Annotated in this window: 11 protein-coding genes and 1 pseudogene; 9 read left to right on the plus strand and 3 right to left on the minus strand. The window is 63.1% G+C overall.

What is annotated here, in order from left to right:
* Nucleotides 1-71: 71 nt before the first annotated feature.
* On the minus strand, nucleotides 72-1,319 hold the full coding sequence (locus N181_RS07600; protein WP_037390994.1) for a cytochrome P450: 1,248 nt from the start codon (nucleotides 1,317-1,319) through the stop codon (nucleotides 72-74).
* A 180-nt stretch (nucleotides 1,320-1,499) separates the two neighbouring features.
* Here N181_RS07600 and N181_RS07605 point away from each other — a divergent pair, with 180 nt between their 5' ends.
* From N181_RS07605 to N181_RS07635, 7 genes are all read left to right on the plus strand, one after another.
* A complete protein-coding gene (locus N181_RS07605) occupies nucleotides 1,500-2,357 on the plus strand; it encodes an endonuclease/exonuclease/phosphatase family protein (protein WP_014327973.1) in 858 nt (285 codons plus the stop codon).
* A gap of 120 nt (nucleotides 2,358-2,477) precedes the next feature.
* A complete protein-coding gene (locus N181_RS07610) occupies nucleotides 2,478-4,037 on the plus strand; it encodes a phospholipase D family protein (RefSeq protein ID WP_060563312.1) in 1,560 nt (519 codons plus the stop codon).
* 282 nt (nucleotides 4,038-4,319) lie between these two features.
* Nucleotides 4,320-4,952, plus strand: coding sequence for an ATP-dependent Clp endopeptidase proteolytic subunit ClpP (clpP, locus tag N181_RS07615; RefSeq protein ID WP_014327975.1), 633 nt, complete (start codon nucleotides 4,320-4,322; stop codon nucleotides 4,950-4,952).
* 286 nt (nucleotides 4,953-5,238) lie between these two features.
* On the plus strand, nucleotides 5,239-6,516 hold the full coding sequence (gene clpX / locus N181_RS07620) for an ATP-dependent Clp protease ATP-binding subunit ClpX (protein WP_014327976.1): 1,278 nt from the start codon (nucleotides 5,239-5,241) through the stop codon (nucleotides 6,514-6,516).
* A gap of 456 nt (nucleotides 6,517-6,972) precedes the next feature.
* On the plus strand, nucleotides 6,973-9,390 hold the full coding sequence (lon, locus tag N181_RS07625) for an endopeptidase La (protein ID WP_014327977.1): 2,418 nt from the start codon (nucleotides 6,973-6,975) through the stop codon (nucleotides 9,388-9,390).
* Nucleotides 9,391-9,610: 220 nt separating this feature from the next.
* Nucleotides 9,611-9,883 carry a DNA-binding protein HupB gene (gene hupB, locus N181_RS07630; protein ID WP_012707611.1) on the plus strand — a complete coding sequence of 91 codons (273 nt, stop codon included), beginning with the start codon at nucleotides 9,611-9,613 and terminating at the stop codon, nucleotides 9,881-9,883.
* Between the two features lie 304 nt (nucleotides 9,884-10,187).
* Entirely contained in the window at nucleotides 10,188-12,383 is a 2,196-nt protein-coding gene (locus N181_RS07635) for an esterase-like activity of phytase family protein (RefSeq protein ID WP_037390989.1), read from the plus strand.
* 85 nt (nucleotides 12,384-12,468) lie between these two features.
* Here N181_RS07635 and N181_RS07640 read toward each other — a convergent pair whose 3' ends face one another.
* Together N181_RS07640 and N181_RS07645 are read right to left on the minus strand one after the other, a co-directional pair.
* Nucleotides 12,469-12,942 (minus strand): MarR family winged helix-turn-helix transcriptional regulator, encoded by a 474-nt coding sequence (locus N181_RS07640; protein WP_037390987.1) that lies wholly within the window; start codon nucleotides 12,940-12,942, stop codon nucleotides 12,469-12,471.
* A gap of 187 nt (nucleotides 12,943-13,129) precedes the next feature.
* Nucleotides 13,130-14,959: a HAMP domain-containing methyl-accepting chemotaxis protein gene (locus N181_RS07645; RefSeq protein WP_037390984.1), complete on the minus strand. Its 1,830-nt coding sequence runs from the start codon at nucleotides 14,957-14,959 to the stop codon at nucleotides 13,130-13,132.
* Nucleotides 14,960-15,230: 271 nt separating this feature from the next.
* Here N181_RS07645 and N181_RS07650 point away from each other — a divergent pair.
* Nucleotides 15,231-16,510, plus strand: a pseudogene (locus N181_RS07650) (metallophosphoesterase family protein).
* Nucleotides 16,510-19,971: an ATP-binding protein gene (locus tag N181_RS07655; protein ID WP_037390981.1), complete on the plus strand. Its 3,462-nt coding sequence runs from the start codon at nucleotides 16,510-16,512 to the stop codon at nucleotides 19,969-19,971. The pseudogene N181_RS07650 and the gene N181_RS07655 overlap by 1 nt, the downstream one beginning before the upstream one ends.
* Nucleotides 19,972-20,045 lie beyond the last annotated feature (74 nt).

Raw genomic sequence — 20,045 nt, forward strand, 5'->3', positions numbered from 1 at the left:
TGTCGCGGTTCCGTTCTCTCCCGAATAGGGCTCTATGCTTAACCGATTCTGAACGCCGGCCCGGAAGCCGGCTACCAGACGAGATCCAGCCGCTCCAGCCCGTGAAAGTGGAAGCTGTCCTTGACCGGCGGCTCGTGCTTGAGCCGCAGGCCGGGCAGGCGCCGGAACAGGATCGGCAGGGAAAGGTTGAGTTCAAGCCGCGCAAGCGGCGCGCCGATGCAGAAGTGCAGGCCGGCGCCGAACGACATATTGGCGCCCTCGTTGCGGTCCGGCATGAACGTGTCCGGCGCGGTGAATTTGCGCGGATCGACGTTCGCCGCCCCGAGCATAAGACCGATCCTGTCGCCCTTTCTAAGCGCGATGCCGTCCTCGAGTACGATGTCCGACAGGGCATAGCGCTGGAAGATATGGAGCGGCGCGGCGAAGCGCAGGCACTCTTCCACCGTGCGCGCCGTCGCTTCTTCGCCCGCAAAAAGCGTGGCGGGTAAGAGGCCGGATTGCAGGATGGCGCCCACGGCATTGCCGATCTGGTGCACGGTCGCCTCGTGACCGGCGTTCAGAAGCAGGACGGTGGTCGAGATCAATTCGGCCTCCGACAGGCGCTCGCCGTCCTTCTCGGAACCGATCATGTGGGTCAGCAGGTCGTCTGCGGGCTTGGCGCGCTTTTCGGCAATGATGTCTTTCAGATATGCGGCAAATTCCGCGGAAGCCTGGTTGGCGTCGAGTTCCGTCGCGAAGGACGGGTTGAAGACATACATCTTCACCATGCGGTGCGACCAGTCGAGAAGGCGAGGGGCCGCTTCGACCGGAATGCCGAGCATGCGGGCAATGATGGTGACGGGGATCGTCTCGGCATAGGTCTTCAGCAGTTCGACCGCGCCGTCCGCCTCGAAGCTGTCGATGATCGCATGCGAGAGCGCTTCGATGTCCGGCCGGAGCTGTTCGATCTGCCGCGAAACGAAGGCGCGGTTGACGAGCGTGCGCAGCCGCGTATGGGCCGGAGGCTCCAGTTCGAGCAGCGAATGCGCCTCCAGCGCGTCGAAATCCTTGAGATGCGGCTTCGGCTCCGGCAGGCCGAGTTCCTCGCGGGTCGCCACATGCAGGATCTGCCGGCCGAAGCGGCGGTCGCGCAGCAGCGCGTTCACCTGCTCGTAACCCGCGAAAAACCATTGCTGCGGCTCTTCCCAGAAGAAGGCCGGACATTGCGCATGGAGCGCGGCATAGGCCGGCAGCGGATTGCGGAAGAAGTCCGGGTTGCGGACGTCGAGACAAACGCGCCGGGCGGGGCCGTCTATGGTGATGCCGGGGACTGCGGACATGATATCGGCCCTTTGAAGCGGACGGATTGATACTCTCACGCATCTCTATTGCGCCGGGCGCCGCTGCGGCAAGCGCAATCGATAACGGATCGAGCTCAGGGAACAATGTCCGCAATATCGACTTTTTCGGTGGCAATGATCGGCCGCTTTGAGCATGATGCGGCAGCAGCAGGGAGCGGCATGGCAAGAACGCAGGGCAGTTTTTCCGCGGGCATCATGGCCGCGATCCGGAAACGGCGGCCGACCGTGGTCAATCGCGACGCGGCCGTGAGCCGTGGCGATATCGTCATCGCCTCCTACAACATTCACAAATGCGTGGGCACCGACGGCCGGTTCGATCCGGGGCGTATCGCCCAGGTCATCGGCGAGATCGGCGCGGATATCGTCGCCCTGCAGGAGGCCGATCAGCGGTTTGGCGAGCGCGCCGGGCTCCTGGATCTCGAGCATCTGCGACGCGAGGCCCATCTTGTTTCGGTGCCGATTTCTGCTTTCTCGGAAAAGGGGCACGGATGGCACGGCAATGTCCTCTTGCTCAGGGAAGGCGCCGTATCGGACGTTCGGCAGCTCAATCTGCCGGGCGTCGAGCCGCGCGGCGCGCTGGTCGTCGATCTCGACCTGAAGGCCGGGCCGCTCAGGGTGATCGCCGCCCATCTGGGCCTGCTGCGTCACTCCCGGGCGCGTCAGGCCGAGACCATTCTGCGGGTTGCGGCCGATGGCGTCGGCCGGCCGACACTGCTTATCGGCGACCTCAACGAATGGCGCATGGGCAGGCGCTCATCGCTGAGCTTCCTCAGCCCCATTTTCGACCCGACCCATGCGACGGTTGCGAGCTTTCCGTCGCGTTTCCCGCTGTTGCCGCTCGATCGCGTGCTCGGCAATCCGCATCATCTCGTGACGTCGGTGTCGGTGCACGACACGCCGCTGGCGCGGGTCGCCTCGGATCATCTTCCGGTCAAGGCGTCGATCGATCTGAAGGCCGCTCTCAAGGAAGGGGGCGCCGATGACCGCGCCGGCCTGATTGATCTGGAGCGGGCGTGAAGGCCCACCTGACAGCCCCTTAAACCGGAACCGATTTTCAGGTAGAATCGCTCGTCGATTCAACATGTTATAGAATCATCGGCGCGTCCGAGGACGCAGCCGTTGCTATGGACGGCGGGCATGTTCATCTGGATTGCGCTCTTTTTTGCCGTTCTGCTCGCTCTTGCCGCCGCCGCGACCTTATACGTCTACGGCGTCTTCGGGCGCCGTCCGCAGGCGCCGCCCTCCTTTGCCCTGCCCTTCGGCGGGGAACCGACCCGGATCGACGAAAGCGTTGCGTCGCGTCTTGCCACCAACTCCGGCGAGTGCGCGGTCGCCCTGATCTCGGACAATATCGAGGCCTTCGTCGCGCGAGCCCATTCAGCGCGCTCGGCGGGCCGCAGTCTCGACCTGCAATATTACTACTGGAAGGACGAACTGACGGGTTTTCTTCTGACCCGCGAACTCATCCAGGCGGCCGAGCGCGGCGTGCGTGTGCGGCTGCTGCTCGACGACATCAATGCCGGCATCCACGATCGGCTATGCATCGCGCTCGACGCGCATCCCAATATCGACGTGCGCCTCTTCAATCCCAGCCGGGCGCGGACCGACCGTTTCCGTCGCGGCTTTGAAATGGCCGTGCGCGCCTTGAGCGCCACGCGTCGCATGCACAACAAGCTGTGGATTGCCGACGGCCGGATGGCCATTGCCGGCGGGCGCAATATCGGCGACGCCTATTTCGATGCCGCCGAACTGTCGAACTTCCGCGACCTGGATGTCTGGATGACGGGACCAGTGGTCGATCAGGCCACGGCCATGTTCGACCAGTACTGGAACAGCGCATCCGTGTTGCCCATCGCCGCGCTCCGGACACCGCGCAAACACTATCTGCCGGCGCTGCGCGAGACGCTCGAAGCGCTGGCACGAACCGCGGCGGCGCGCTTCTATCTGGAAAGAGTGAGCGACGCGGAGGCCGGGGCGGATCTCTATTGGGGAAGCCGCAGGCTTCACCGCAGCGCCGGTGTCCGCCTGGCCTTCGATCCGCCTGAAAAAGCGCTGTTGCAGAAGCGGCAGAACTGGTTGCTGCGCGAACTTTTTCCGTTGATCAACGGTGCCGAGTGCGATCTGCGCATCATGTCCCCCTATTTCATTCCCGGCGCCGAGGGAACGCGCCAACTGACGGCGCTCGCGAAGAGGGGCGTGCGAGTGGCGGTGCTGACGAACTCGCTTGCGGCAACGGATGTCGCCGCCGTGCACGGCGGCTATATGAAATACCGCAAGGGCCTGCTTCAGGGTGGCGTCGATCTCTATGAATTGAAGGAATACGGCGAATTGATCGACCGCCATCGCATGTCGCTGTTCGGCGCCCGCAACGCCAGCCTGCACACCAAGGCTTTCGTCATCGATGGCCGATACGGCTATGTGGGATCGATGAATTTCGACCCCCGGTCAGCCTCCCTCAACACGGAGATGGGGGTGATTTTTTCCGACGAAGCACTGGCTGCCGAGATCCAGTCCATCTTCGACGAAGAGACGTTGCCGGAGAGGAGTTATCGGTTGACCCTCGAAGGCGGGCGGCTGGTCTGGCGCGACCGGGCGAACGGAGCCACACGGCTGCTCGGACGTGAGCCGGACGCGGGCGCCCACCGCCGGCTGATTGCTGGAGCGATCCGTTTCCTGCCGCTGGAATCCCAGCTCTGACAGCAAGCGCTGCCGGATTCAGGGATCGTTTACCGCGACTTCGCGAATGCCTGTGAGCAACGCTGAAAAGGAGACGCCATCCGGCGGCAGACTTGGAAAAATGTTCTATCGGCAGGTCGCCGCGGTCAATGAAAAACGTTGGTCCGAAACGCCGCGACCATTAAGCTTATCGAATGTTCGCGACTTGAAGTGAAGGGCATTGACACTCTATGTAAGGACTGAGGCTTATCCGATGATTCCCGGTCCGCGAAGGGATTGCGGGCCCGACTATGAAGGTTCGATATGAGAAATCCAGTTGATACGGCCATGGCGCTGGTGCCGATGGTTGTTGAGCAGACCAACCGCGGTGAACGGTCCTACGACATCTATTCGCGGCTGCTCAAGGAGCGCATCATCTTCCTTACGGGCCCCGTCGAAGACCACATGGCGACACTCGTCTGCGCGCAGTTGCTCTTCCTGGAAGCGGAGAACCCGAAGAAGGAAATCGCCCTCTACATCAACTCGCCGGGCGGCGTCGTGACGGCTGGCATGGCGATCTACGACACGATGCAGTTCATCAAGCCGGCGGTCTCGACGCTCTGCATCGGCCAGGCTGCCTCGATGGGCTCGTTGCTGCTGGCCGCCGGCCACAAGGACATGCGCTTCGCGACGCCCAATGCGCGCATCATGGTGCACCAGCCCTCCGGCGGCTTCCAGGGCCAGGCCTCCGACATCGAGCGGCATGCAAGAGACATCCTCAAGATGAAGCGCCGCCTCAACGAGGTCTATGTCAGGCATTGCGGCCGCACCTATGAGGAAGTCGAGCAGACGCTCGACCGCGACCATTTCATGAGTTCCGACGAGGCGCTCGATTGGGGCCTGATCGATAAAGTCATCACCTCGCGGGAAGCAATCGAGGGCGCCGAACAGGGTTGATATCACACGCGTGTGTCTCTGCAGACGCGATTGTGACACATTTGTAACGGCTGAGGGCTTTATCGGAAGGGCAAAGCCGTTAATATGAACCGTTAATGCTATGCTGGTGTTTGGGGTATAGCATTCGGATTTGACGGGAGAGTCGTTGCAACCGAAGTCAGGCATTCGCCCTGACGCGGTGAGTACTCCCAGGAACCCTGCGCGGCGGTATCGAGCGCGCGCAAGGCGAATTGACTAGTCCGCGATATCTTTCCGAAGGTGTCCGGCGTGCTGGAAGGAAGTGAAAATGAGCAAGGTCAGCGGCAGCAACGGCGGTGACTCGAAGAATACCCTCTATTGTTCGTTTTGCGGCAAGAGCCAGCACGAAGTGCGCAAGCTGATTGCCGGCCCCACGGTGTTCATCTGCGATGAATGCGTGGAACTCTGCATGGACATCATCCGCGAAGAGAACAAGACCTCGATGGTCAAGTCCCGCGATGGCGTTCCCACCCCGCAGGAAATCATCAAGGTTCTCGACGAATACGTCATCGGGCAGCAGCAGGCCAAGCGCATCCTGTCCGTCGCCGTGCACAACCACTACAAGCGCCTTGCCCACGCGGCCAAGAGCAGCGACGTGGAACTGGCCAAGTCGAACATCATGCTCGTCGGTCCTACCGGTTGCGGCAAGACCTATCTGGCACAGACGCTCGCCCGTATCATCGACGTGCCGTTCACCATGGCCGACGCGACGACGCTGACGGAAGCGGGCTATGTCGGCGAGGACGTCGAAAACATCATTCTGAAGCTGCTCCAGGCCGCCGACTACAATGTCGAGCGCGCCCAGCGCGGCATCGTCTACATCGACGAGGTCGACAAGATTTCGCGCAAGTCCGACAATCCGTCGATCACGCGCGACGTCTCGGGCGAGGGCGTGCAGCAGGCGCTGCTGAAGATCATGGAGGGCACTGTGGCCTCCGTACCGCCACAGGGCGGCCGCAAGCATCCGCAGCAGGAGTTCCTGCAGGTGGATACGACGAACATCCTCTTCATTTGCGGCGGCGCGTTTGCCGGCCTCGACAAGATCATCTCTGCCCGTGGCGAGAAGACGTCGATCGGCTTCGGCGCGACGGTACGCTCGCCGGAAGATCGCCGGGTCGGCGAGGTTCTGCGCGAGCTTGAGCCGGAAGATCTGGTCAAGTTCGGTCTTATCCCGGAATTCATCGGCCGTCTGCCGGTTCTGGCGACGCTTGAGGACCTCGATGAGGATGCCCTGATCCAGATCCTGTCCGAACCGAAGAACGCGCTGATCAAGCAGTACCAGCGCCTGTTCGAGATGGAAGACGTCGAGTTGACCTTCCACGAAGACGCGTTGCGCGAAATTGCCAAGCGCGCCATCATCCGCAAGACCGGCGCGCGCGGCCTGCGCTCGATCATGGAAAAAATCCTGCTCGACACCATGTTCGAGCTGCCGACGCTCGAGGGCGTTCGCGAGGTGGTGATTTCGGATGAGGTGGTCAAGGGAACCGCCCGGCCGCTCTACATCTACTCGGATCGTTCCGACGAGAAGACCAACGTCTCGGCCTGACGGCGTGCCACAAGGAATTGCAGAAAAGCCCGCCTGCGTGCGGGCTTTTTCGTGCGCAGCCGGCGCATCTTTGATGCTCGCGAAGATGTGAAAGTGGTGAAGGGCGCGAGGCTCGTCCGCCAAGCGCCTCGTCGATCGTGAGAACGGAGCAAGCTTGCGAACATTTTCGCCCCAAAATGATTGGGGTCAATCGAATCGAATATTGCGAAAGCTCTACAACAACGCGATGATACGACGATTCAATGAACGCGCTTGGGCGCCGGCGTCCGGGAAGCCACGTAAGGCCGGCATCAGCCTCTCAGCGTAGGAAACGGGAATTGTCCATGGAGGCGGAGAATGCGCCTGGCCTTGAAAAGGCCCCTGTTGCACTCCACTTTCGTGAAGGAAATTTGACAGCCGGGAGTGCCGCTGAGGCTCCCGGGAACGGGCCCGAAATCGGGACGGAAAGGAAATGACATGACGAACAAAACGTCTCCGGCCGAAAGCGCGACCTATCCGGTTCTGCCGTTGCGCGACATTGTGGTCTTCCCGCACATGATCGTGCCGCTTTTCGTCGGCCGCGAGAAGTCCATCCGCGCCCTTGAAGAGGTCATGGGCACCGACAAGCAGATCATGCTGGCGACCCAGATCAACGCGACGGATGACGATCCGGAAGCTTCCGCGATCTACCGCGTCGGTACAATCGCCAATGTGCTGCAGCTCCTGAAGCTGCCGGATGGCACCGTCAAGGTTCTCGTCGAGGGGCGCGCACGGGCCGAGATCGACCGCTACACCTCCCGCGACGACTTCTACGAAGCGGTCGCCCATGTGCTGCGCGAGCCGGAAGAGGATCCGGTCGAGATCGAGGCACTGAGCCGCTCGGTCGTTTCTGAATTCGAAAGCTACGTGAAGCTCAACAAGAAGATTTCGCCGGAAGTCGTCGGCGTCGCGAGCCAGATCGACGACTATTCCAAGCTCGCCGATACGGTTGCTTCGCACCTGTCGATCAAGATCGTCGAGAAGCAGGAAATGCTCGAGACGACGAGCGTGAAGATGCGCCTGGAAAAGGCGCTCGGCTTCATGGAAGGCGAGATTTCGGTTCTGCAGGTCGAAAAGCGCATCCGTTCGCGCGTCAAGCGCCAGATGGAGAAGACCCAGCGCGAGTACTACCTCAACGAACAGATGAAGGCGATCCAGAAGGAACTCGGCGACAGCGAGGACGGCCGCGACGAGATGGCCGAAATCGAGGAGCGCATCGCCAAGACGAAGCTCTCCAAGGAAGCGCGCGAGAAGGCCGATGCGGAGCTGAAGAAGCTGCGCCAGATGAGCCCGATGTCGGCGGAAGCGACCGTCGTTCGCAACTATCTGGACTGGCTGCTGGGTCTGCCCTGGGGCAAGAAGTCGAAGATCAAGACCGACCTCAACCACGCCGAGAAAGTGCTGGAGGCGGATCACTTCGGCCTGGACAAGGTCAAGGAGCGTATCGTCGAGTATCTGGCCGTACAGGCCCGTTCGGCGAAGATCAAGGGTCCGATCCTGTGCCTCGTCGGCCCTCCGGGCGTCGGCAAGACCTCGCTCGCCAAGTCGATCGCCAAGGCGACAGGCCGCGAATATATCCGCATGGCTCTCGGCGGCGTTCGCGACGAGGCCGAGATCCGTGGCCACCGCCGGACCTATATCGGCTCCATGCCGGGCAAGATCGTGCAGTCGATGAAGAAGGCAAAGAGGGCCAATCCGCTCTTCCTGCTCGATGAAGTCGACAAGATGGGCCAGGACTTCCGCGGCGATCCGTCTTCGGCGCTTCTGGAAGTACTCGATCCGGAACAGAACTCGACCTTCATGGATCACTATCTCGAGGTTGAATACGACCTCTCGAGCGTGATGTTCATCACCACGGCGAACACGCTGAACATTCCGCCCCCGCTGATGGACCGCATGGAAGTCATCCGCATTGCCGGCTACACCGAAGAGGAAAAGCTGGAAATCGCCAAGCGGCACCTGCTGCCGAAGGCGATCCGCGACCATGCGCTGCAGCCGAACGAATTTTCCGTGACGGACGGCGCGCTGATGGCGGTCATCCAGACCTACACGCGCGAGGCGGGCGTTCGCAATTTCGAGCGCGAGCTGATGAAGCTTGCCCGCAAGGCGGTGACCGAGATCCTCAAGGGCAAGACCAAGAAGGTCGACGTGACGGCTGACAACGTCAACGACTATCTCGGCGTGCCGCGCTTCCGCCATGGCGAAGCCGAGCGCGACGACCAGGTGGGCGTGGTCACGGGTCTCGCCTGGACCGAGGTCGGCGGCGAACTGCTGACGATCGAAGGCGTGATGATGCCGGGCAAGGGCCGCATGACGGTCACCGGCAACCTGCGCGACGTCATGAAGGAATCGATTTCGGCCGCGGCATCCTATGTCCGCTCGCGTGCGATCGATTTCGGCATCGAGCCGCCGCTTTTCGACAAGCGCGACATCCACGTGCACGTGCCGGAAGGTGCGACGCCCAAGGATGGTCCGTCCGCCGGTGTTGCGATGGCGACGGCGATCGTTTCGGTGATGACCGGCATTCCGATCCACAAGGATGTGGCGATGACCGGCGAGATCACCCTGCGTGGTCGCGTCCTGCCGATCGGCGGTCTGAAGGAGAAGCTGCTGGCGGCTCTGCGGGGCGGCATCAAGAAGGTGCTGATCCCCGAAGAGAACGCCAAGGATCTTGCCGAGATCCCGGACAATGTGAAGAACAGCCTCGAAATCATCCCGGTTTCGCGGATGGGCGAGGTGCTCGAGCACGCATTGACGCGGCGTCCGGAACCGATCGAATGGGACCCGGCAAGCCACGCCGGCACCATTTCGCCGGTCGATTCGCAGGACGAGGCGGGAGCCTCGATCGCCCACTGATAAGGCCCAAAAAGGGCGGGGACTGTGTCCCGCTTGCGCCCTTTGCCGAGAAAAACGGAGAAGACCGGCCATTTGCCGGTCTTTTCTGTTGTAAAAGCACCCTCCAAGCCTTGCATTTCAAGGGATTCGGCGCAATTGGGAATGGCAAGACGTGGGCGTGCGCAAGCGGCCCCGGCTTAAGACGACAGTCGTTTCGAACCAATATGAAAGGGGTGGAAACATGAACAAAAATGAGCTCGTGTCTGCCGTTGCCGAGAAGGCCGGTCTTTCCAAGGCCGATGCGTCTTCCGCTGTTGATGCAGTGTTTGAGACCATTCAGGGCGAACTGAAGAGCGGTGGCGACATCCGCCTCGTAGGCTTTGGCAACTTCTCCGTGACCCGCCGCGAAGCGAGCAAGGGCCGCAACCCGTCGACGGGTGCGGAAGTTGACATCCCGGCACGCAACGTGCCGAAGTTCACGGCCGGCAAGGGCCTGAAGGACGCCGTCAACTAATCGGACGCGTTTAAGGTCCGCAAGGACTTCGACGATGCCCGTACGGCCTGGTGGCAATGCCATCGAGGCCGCAAACAGGTTCATGTTCCATCTGCCGTGTTGTCTCCGCTTCGGAGAAACGTCGGCAGGTTGATTGGGGCCCGGTCGATCCGGGCCTCTTTTCATTTCAACCGCCGCTGTCATTGGGCTGTTACAGGGCGGTTGCACAAGCCTCCCATCCGGACTGCGCGAACCGCCGATTCCGGATGCCACCGCGGTGTCGGAATGCCTGATCCCCGGGCGCGCGCCGCGACAGGAGGGACAAATGAGGGCTTTTTCCATCACCGCTGCATTGGCGACAGCGCTGGCCGCATCGACGGCGCCCGCCGCTCAGGCCGAACAGGTCTTTAATCGCATCGCTTCCTTTGCCGTCGCCGGCAACCTGCCCGAAGGCGCCGACCGGAACGCGCCGACATCGGCGGAAATCATCACCGCCACCGAAGACGGCAACACGCTCATCTATACCGACAGCCCCGGCAAGCGCATCGGCTTCATCGACGTCAGCGATCCACGAGCGCCGAAGGCCGGCGGCGTCGTCGCGTTCGATGGCGAACCGACGTCGGTCGCCGTCGCCGGAGCGAAGGCGCTCGTCGCCGTCAACACGCGCGAAAGCTTCACCAAGCCCTCCGGCCTGCTTGCCGTTGTCGATGCTGCGACCAAGAAGGTCGACGCCACCTGCGATCTCGGCGGCCAGCCGGATTCCGTCTCGGTCAACAAGGATCGGACGCTCGCGGCGATCGCCATCGAGAACGAGCGCGACGAGAAGGTCAACGACGGGCAAATCCCGCAGATGCCGGCCGGTGATCTGGTGATCCTGTCGCTGAAGGACGGCGCCGCAGATTGCGCGACGATCAAGCATGTGACGCTGACCGGTCTTGCCGAAGTCGCCGGCGAAGACCCGGAGCCGGAATTCGTCGCCTTCAACGGCAAGGACGAAATTGCGCTCACGCTGCAGGAAAACAATCACATCGTCATCATCGACGGCAAAACCGCGACCGTGAAGGCGCATTTCTCCGCCGGTACGGTCGATCTCAAGAGCGTCGACGCGAAACGTGACGGTGCCATCGCCTTCAACGGCGAACAGGCCGGCCGCAAGCGTGAGCCCGATGCGGTGAAGTGGCTCGACGACAACCGCCTGGTGGTCGCCAACGAGGGTGACTACGAGGGCGGCGCCCGAGGCTTCACGATCTTCGACGCGACCGGCAAGGTCCTGTTCGAGTCCGGCCCAAGCTTGGAACATGCCATCGCTGCGATCGGCCACTATCCGGAAAAACGCTCCTCGGCGAAGGGCATCGAGCCGGAAGGCCTGGAAACGGCGCAGTACGGTGACGACAAGCTGTTCTTCGTCCTCTCCGAGCGCGCCTCGATCGTCGGCGTCTACAGGGACACCGGCGCTGACCCGGAATTGCTCCAGCTTCTGCCGTCCGGCATCTCCCCCGAAGGCGCCGTCGCCATTCCCGGTCGGAATCTGTTCGCGACCGCCAATGAGGTCGATCTCGTGGAAGACGGCGGTGCGCGGGCACATGTGATGATTTATGCGCGCGGCGAAGGGGAGGCCGCCTACCCTCAGCTTCGCTCCGCGGAGAAGGACGGGCTGCCGATCGGCTTCGGTGCGCTTTCCGGCCTCGCGGCGGTGAAGGACAAGCCGGGCTTCCTCAGGGCGGTAAATGATTCCGTCCTTTCGTCGCAGCCGACGATCTTCACGATCGACGCGACTGAGAAGCCGGCGCTGATCACCGAGGCGCTGCCGATCACCCGTGATGGCGCGCCTGCGCAAAAGCTCGACATCGAAGGCATCGCGAATGACGGCGAAGGCGGGTTCTGGCTGGCATCCGAGGGCAATTCGGACAAGCTCTACAGCCACGCGCTCTTCCACGTGAACAAGAAGGGCGAAATCAAGCAGGAGATTGCTCTCCCGAAGGAACTCAGCGCCAACGAGATCCGCTACGGCTTCGAAGGCATAACGACCGTGGGCGAGGGGGATGACCAGGTCCTCTGGATGGCGGTCCAGCGCGAATGGAAGGACGATGCGAAGGGCTTCGTCAAGCTCGTCTCCTACAAGCCGGCGACGGAAGAGTGGGGCGCGGTGCGCTATCCGCTCGACAAGTCCAAAGCCGGCTGGGTCGGTCTTTCGGAGATCTCCGTCCATGGCGACTACGTCTATCTCATCGAGCGCGACAATCTGATCGGCGAGGCGGCGAAGCTCAAGAAGCTCTACCGTGTCGCGCTCGCCGATCTGAAGCCCGCCAAGCTCGGGGCCGAACTGCCGGTCGTCAAGAAGGAAGAGGTGCGCGACCTCATTCCCGAGCTGAAATCGCTGAACGGCTATGTGGTCGACAAGGTGGAAGGCTTCACGGTCGACGCGGCTGGAAACGGCTACGTCGTCACGGACAATGACGGCGTCGACGACTCGTCCGGCGAGACCCTGTTCTTCTCCATTGGCGCAATCGACGCGATGTAAGCGCCGGCCAGGAGAAAACGGAGAGGCCGGGACATGACGTCCCGGCCTCTCTTGTTTCTTGTCTATGCTCGGCCAGCCTGCACAATTAGCGCGCGGCAGCGATGTCGGCGTCGTCCTCCGCTTCCTTGCGTTTGCGGATTTCATCGGTCTTGTCGACGAGCTTGCCGACGATGCCGTAGAGCTGATCGAGTTGCTCGTCGTCGAGTGCCGAGAAGATTTCCTCGAGAAGTTGCTTGCGCGGATGTTCCGCCGCCATCAGGACGGCCCGGCCGGTCTCGGTAATGGAGACGATCTTGGCGCGACGGTCGTCTGGATCGGGCTTGCGCATCACCAGGCGGTCACGCTCCAGCCCGTCGATCGCCTCCGTTACGGTTCTCGGGGCGAAGTTCAGCGCGCAGGCGATGTCGGTGGAGCGGCAGGGGCCGAGCTTGCTCAGGAAGAACAGGAACTTGCTTCGGGCAAGCGACACACCTTCCTCGGTCATCGACTCGTTTACCAGGCGATGGACGCGATGATAGAGTTCGAACAGTTTGTCGGAGACTTCGAATGTCGTCTTCATGAACACCGTTGAGTAATGGTGAGGTGCCATGTCAAATGGCAGTCGACCTATATTTAGTTATGATCACGGTGTTTGTCGACAAGAACCTCCTAATTCATACTGAAAAGGCCTTCCTAGAAAAGAAACGGCCCCCGGATTCGAGGGCCGTTGAACTTGCGAGGCGAAGAATTGGTCCTGGCCAGTACGACTAGGCGGCGCAGCGCCGTCCCGTGGCCCAGCCATGCCCGGTAGTTTCAGCCAGCGTGAACCGGCCGATCAATTCACGCAGGCGGCCGGCCTCCTGTGCCAGGGTCGCGCTGGCGGCATTGGCTTCCTCGACCATCGCGGCGTTCTGCTGCGTCACCTGATCCATCTGGTTGACCGCCATGTTGACTTCGGAAAGGCCGGCGGACTGCTCCTGGGCCGAAACGGCAATCGCGTCCATATGTTCGTTGATGGTGACGATGAGGCTCTCGATCGTGCGCAACGCCTCGCCCGTTTCGCGCACGAGCCGAACGCCGCTTTCGACCTCGTTCGCCGAGTTGCGGATAAGCTCCTTGATCTCCTTGGCCGCGTTGGCCGAGCGCTGGGCGAGCTCGCGCACCTCCTGGGCAACGACGGCAAAGCCCTTGCCGGCATCGCCGGCGCGTGCCGCTTCGACCCCTGCATTGAGCGCCAGGAGGTTCGTCTGGAAGGCGATCTCGTCGATGACACCGATGATGTTCGAAATCTGGCTGGAGGAATGCTCGATCCGTCCCATCGCGTCGATCGCGCCGGAGACGATTGCGCCGGACTTGCGGGCACTGTCGTTTGCCTGGCCCGCCACGACGCGCGCTTCATTGGTGCGCTTCGAGGAGTTGGAGACGTTGACGGTGATCTGATCGAGCGCGGCGGCGGTTTCTTCGAGCGAGGCCGCCTGCTGTTCGGTCCGCCGCGACAGATCGTCGGCACTGTGGCTCACTTCGCGGGCGCCGCCGTCGATGCTGTTCGAACTCGCCGCGACGGCAGAGAGCGTGCCGGCGAGCTCGGCGACCGCCTGGTTCAAGTCGTGCCGCAGCGGCTCGAAGTCCGGCGCGAAAGCGTCGTCGAGTTGGAAGGCAAGGTCGCCGCTCGCCAGCCGCCGAAGCCCGCTTGCAAGCCCGGCCGTCGCATCCTCGAGGCGCCGCTGCGCCGCCGCTTCGGCTTCCTCGGTCACCCTCTGCCGTTCGGTTTCGGATGCGGCCCGCTGGAGGCGGGTTTCCTCCTCGAGCTTGTGATTGGTGATCGCTGCCTGACGGAAGACTTCGACGGCACGCGCCATCTCGCCGATCTCATCCTTGCGGCTGCCATAGGGAATGCTGCTTTCCGTATCGCCTCCGGCAAGCTTCGCCATCGAGGCGGTGATGATCCGGATCGGGCGGGCGACGCCGCGCACGGCATAGGCGATTGCGCCTAGAACGACGAAGGCGGCAAAACCGATGACCACGATTTCGATCGTGATAGCCTGCTCGTGCGTCGCGGCGCTTGCGGCAACGGCGGCGTCCGCACCGGCAAGGTTCGAGGCAAGCACCGTGTCGATCGCTGCATCGACGGTCTTTTCGGCTGCCGCCATCTCGACCTTGAAGACACTCTGGGCCTTCATGTTCTCGAGATTGTTGGAATATTTCAGCATGCTGTCCGCTTGCGACAGATAGGCCTGATAGGCCGTATGCACCTTGTCGAGCGCTGCCTTGTCGGTATCCGATGTCGCGAGGGCCGCGTAGTCTTGCGAAAGCTTGTGGAAACCGGCGACCGTCTCGGCGATGACCTTTTCCGCCCGTTTCTTCTCGAACGGCGTCAGCGAGATCAGGTGGCGCGCGAAAGCCATCCGCGTGTCCGAGAGCTGGGTTTCGAGGGCGCGCGCCAGCGAGACGCGCGGCAACCAGCTGGCGGCGAGCTCGTTGTTCCGATCGTTCAACATGCGAATGCCGTTCATCGAGGAAAGGGCAAGTGCTGCGACGATGGCGACGACCAGAACGAAAAGGCCGATCAGCGTGTGCGAGATTTTCAGGCGGGACATGGCAACTCCGGAATAGCGTCCGCGATTCTTGGTGAACTGTTCCGGCTCTTGATCATCATGACCGAGCGGATGCCGAAGCAGGAATCATTCCGGTGCTGAAATGCCCAAGGGCGTTTCCACCGGGAAAACTACCGAGCGAGGTATTACAAATCCGCTAATCGGCGGGCAGATATGTCGCGCCTGGACAAGCATGTGGCTTTACCCACAGCTGAGATTTGGCCGTAGCCGCGAGCGCCATTGACGAGCCTGGTAGGTCCGACCATGGTCGGTCATGCCCTTCCGATTTGTTCATACCGCAGATCTCCATCTCGATTCGCCCTTGCGCAGCCTGGCACTGCGAAACGAGGAGCTTGCCGGGATCGTCCGGGGCGCCACCCGCAATGCGCTGGTGCGCATCGTCGATCTCTGCATTGCCGAAGGGGTCGATGCGCTGCTGATCGCGGCGATCTCTATGACGGCAATCAGACCTCGATGAACACGGCGCTGTTCCTCGCGGGCGAGCTTCGCCGTCTCGACGAGGCGGGCATCCGGACTTTCATCATCCGCGGCAACCATGACGCCCAGTCGCAGGTGACGCGCGAATTGACGCTGCCGCCATCGGTCCATGTTTTTCCGGGGCGCGGCAAGCCGGTTCTCGCCAAGACGCTGGAGAACGGTAGAACCGTTCATGTCCACGGCATGAGCTTTGCCGACCCGCACGCGCCGGAAAGCCTGCTGCCGCATTTCCATCCCCCCGTCGCCGATGCCATCAACATCGGCATGCTGCACACGAGCCTCGCCGGCTCCGCGGGCCATGATCCCTACGCGCCCTGTAGCGTTGCCGATCTAGAGCGCCATGGCTACGACTACTGGGCCCTCGGCCACGTTCACCAGCGGCAGGTCCACAGCGTCAAACCATCTATCGTCATGCCAGGCATGCCGCAGGGCCGCGATATCAACGAATCGGGGGTGAAAGGCATCACGCTCGTCACGATCGATGACGACGGCGCGGTGGCACTGGAAGAGCGGCCGGTCGGCGCGGCGGTGTTCGAGCGGGTCTCGATCGACCTGACGGCGACCGCGGACTGGCGAGACATGCTCGATGTCGTTGGCCGGCATCTCGCCCTGCTTCGAAGGGGCCTGCCGGAAGCCGATCTCATCCTGCGGATCACGCTGACGGGGACGACGCCGCTTTCCTGGCGCCTGCGGCGGGATTTCGATCTTCTGCAGGGGGAACTGGCGAATATCGCAGCCGGGTTCGGCCGATGCTGGGTGGAGAAGGTCGAGACCCTGTTTGCAGGCTGCAGCCAGCATGCAAACCGCATCGCTGTCGATCCGATCGGCGAACTGACGGCGCTCGTCGAGAACGAGGTGTTGTCGGCCTTTGCCTTCCGCGCCGACATGCGCGCCGTTGCCGAGGAACTGCTGCCGCATCTGCCGGCCGAGCTGCGGCGCCTGCTCGCCGCCGACGAGGGGATGCTCGATGATCTCGTGGAAAACGCAGCGCTCTCGGGAAGCGCCGATGTCCTGTCGCATCTTCATGGCCGCGGCGCCGTCGAGGGCATCGACTGATGCGGCTGCAACAGCTGGATCTCGTCCGCTTCGGCAAGTTCACCGGAAGGAGCCTCGATTTCGGCGCCGCAAAGCCGGAAGAGCCTGATTTTCACCTGATCTACGGCCCGAACGAGGCGGGCAAATCGACACTGTTCGCGGGGTTCCTCGACCTGCTCTTCGGCATCGAGCGTCTCAGCCCCTATGGCTTCCTGCATCCCTATCAGACGATGCGGATCGGCGGCATCGTCGAAGCCGGCGGCAAGAGACATCACGCCTATCGGATCAAACGCAACGCGAACAGCCTGGTCGGTCCCGACGAGCAGCCGTTGCCGGACAACCTCTTCTCCTCGGCCCTCGGAGCGATCGATCGGGATACGTACCGAATGATGTTCTCGCTCGACGACGAGAGCATCGAGGAAGGCGGCGAGGCTATCCTGAAAAGCGAGGGGGAACTTGGTTCGCTTTTGTTTTCGGCAAGCTCCGGCCTGCCGGACAGCAGCGCGGTGCTCGCCAACCTGCGTGCCGAAGCGGATGCTTTCTTTCGCCCGCAGGCGCGCAAGCATCGGCTTGCGGAACTGAAGGCGGAACTGGACGCCCTCAAGTCGGAGCGCAAGACGGTCGACATCAATGCGCGTGAATATGCCGATCTTCGCAAGACGCTGACGAAAGCCCGCGAACGCCATGATGCGGCATCACAGCAGCGCGCCGAACTGCGTGTCCGGCGGGATCGGCTGCGCGCCGAGCTCGAGGCCCTGCCGCTCCTGGCGAGGCTGCGCAATGCGCGGGAACAGCTTGCCGGATCGCAGGAGTTGCCTATTCCGCCGCAGGAGTGGTGGAACGATCTTCCGGCGCTGCGACGGCAGGAGGTCGAAATCGCCACCCGGCTTCGGCAATTGGACGAGGAACTGGCCCGGCGCCGGATGGAGCTCGAAGGACTGCCGCGGGACGAGCAGGCGCTTGTGCTCACGGGGCGGTTCGAGGCGCTGCGGGAGTCGGCCCTCGATGCCCGCTACCAGACGGCCGCCCGCGATATGCCGTCGCGGCTTGACGAACTGGCAAGGATCACGGCGGAGATGCGTGCCTGCCTCATTCGTCTCGGCGAGGCGGACAACCCCGATCCCGTTTTGCTGGTGCTGCCGACCGCGCGTGCCGCCCGGCTCCAGGAATTGGTCCGCCAGCATGCCGGCCTCTCGGAAAAGCTGGCATCGGCGCGCGAGGAGCTCGAGAGTGCAAGACGCGATCGCGCCCAGTGGGAGCGCGAGCTGGATCGGCTGAAAGGCGGCGTCGCCGATACAGGCCGCCTGGTCGAGCGGCTGCATGTGCTGCGCCAGAGCGACTGCCTGTTGCGCCAGCAGGCCGCGTCCAGGGAGGTCGACCGGCTGGAGGCGGCGATTGCCGATGCAATGGACAGCCTGCGGCCTTTCGCCGGCGATGTGGATGAACTGGCGAGGCTTCCTGTTCCCGCCGCCGGCGTCGTCGCCACGTGGAGAGCGGAGGAGGCGGCTCTTTCCGAGCGCCGCATGCGGCTCGACGATCGGATCGGCGACGAGCGCGAGCGCCAGGCGGGAGATGAGGCGCGACTCGCCGCATTCGCTGCCGACGGCGCGGCTGTGGACGACGCGACGGCGGGCGTGCTGCGCCGCCGGCGGGACCAAGCCTGGCAACTGCATCGCGCCAGTCTCGACGAGGGGACGGCAAGTGCTTTCGAGGCGGCATCGCGGGAGGACGATGCCGCCGTGGCACTTCGTCTGGCCTATGCCGAGCGGGTCGCCGAGATGCGCGGCCTCGCTCTCGCCATTTCCGAAAGGCGCGCACGTCTTCAGGCGCTGGAGACACAGCGCACGGCGCTGTCCGAAGAGAGCCAACGGCTGGAGGCGACGGTTGCCGCTGCCGCAAGCGCAGGTGGCTTACCCCACGTGAAGCTGGTGCCGCAACTGGAAGCTTGGCTTGCCATCCGAGCCGCAGCGCTGGTGTTGCGCGCCGATTTGCGTGCAGCGCGCCAGACGCGCGACGGAGCGTTTGCGGAGGAACAGGCGGCGGCATTCGCGCTGCGGGACGAATTGGTGCGGCTCGGCGTGACGGATGATTTGCCTGATCGTCTCGATGAACTCCTCGCGATCGCAGAACGGATCGCCTCCCATGCGCAAAGCGCCTCGGCGGCCCATAGCGCGGCTGCCGCGCAGCTTCGCCGCGCCTCCGAAGCCCTGGAAAGCCGGGAGACGGTTCTCACCGCCGCCGAGGCCGCCATCGCCCGCTGGGAAGAGGAATGGGCCAAGGCACTCGCCGCGACCTGGCTTACCGGCCGCGCGGAGCGGCCGCAGCCGCACGAAATCGGCCCGGTGCTCGCCGTGCTGCAGGATTTCGACAAGCTGATGCAGAAGAAGAGCGAGCTCGACCATCGCATCGCCGGCATGCGCAAGGATCAGAAAGGTTTTGCCGAGGCGATCGCAGATCTCGCCCGCGAACTGGCGGAGCAGAGAGACGGCGATCCGCTTGCGCACTACGCCTCGCTGCGCGACCGCATTGCCGCCGCGCATCACCAGGAAGAGCGCCGCCTTGAGGGCTCGGCCAGCATCGCGCGCCTGGAGGACGACCTTCGGTCGCTGCTGAACGAAGAGCGGCAGCACCTGGCGATGAAGCAGGTGATTTTCGACTTCTTCGGATGTGGGACGGTTGACGAGGCCGGGCACTGCCTGGAGGCGGTGCGCGAGCAGGAGAGGCAACGGCAGAGATCCGCTGAACTCGAGCATGACCTATTGACCAGGCTCGGCGCCGCCACCAGCGGAGAAGCCGAATCCCTGCTCGCCGGCGTGGACGAGCCGGAGCTCAGGCTCGAACTCGCCCGGCTGGAGGAAGCGATCGATGCCACCGATCGTGACGTCAGCGAGTTGCATTCGGAAGTCAGAAACAAGGAAGGGGCGCTCGCGGAGATCGAGGGCGGCGATCGGGTCGCTGAACTCGAGCAGAGGCAGCGAACCATCCTGCTCGACATCGAGCACAAGGCGGTCGGCTATCTGAGGCTCAAGGCTGGCGTCGTTGCCGCCGAACATGCGCTGCGGCTGTTTCGCGAGCGGCATCGCAGCGCCATGATGCAGCGCGCCTCGCGGACATTCTCGCATATCAGCGGCGGCGAGTATGCCGGCCTCTCGACGCAGGCGGACAAGGGGCAGGAATTCCTGATCGCCAACATTGCCGCGGGCGGCTCGAAGCTCGCCGGCGACCTCTCGAAAGGCACGCGCTTCCAGCTCTATCTCGCCTTGCGGATGGCCGGCTACCACGAGGTCGCGGCGGCCCGCGAGACGCTGCCCTTCATCGCCGACGACATCATGGAAACATTCGACGACAACCGAGCCGGTAGGGCCTTCGCTCTGATGGCCGAGATGGCGCGCGTCGGCCAGGTGATCTATCTCACCCACCACGAGCACCTTTGCGACATCGCCCGCAGCGCCTGTCCCGGGGTTAAGCTTCACAAGCTATAGCGACCTCGCGGAAAAGCGATAAGGTGCCCATGCTGTTGCCCGCATCGCAGGCTACGCTTCGACGCGATTTGCCA

The sequence above is a fragment of the Sinorhizobium fredii USDA 205 genome, assembly GCF_001461695.1.
GTDB lineage: Bacteria > Pseudomonadota > Alphaproteobacteria > Rhizobiales > Rhizobiaceae > Sinorhizobium > Sinorhizobium fredii.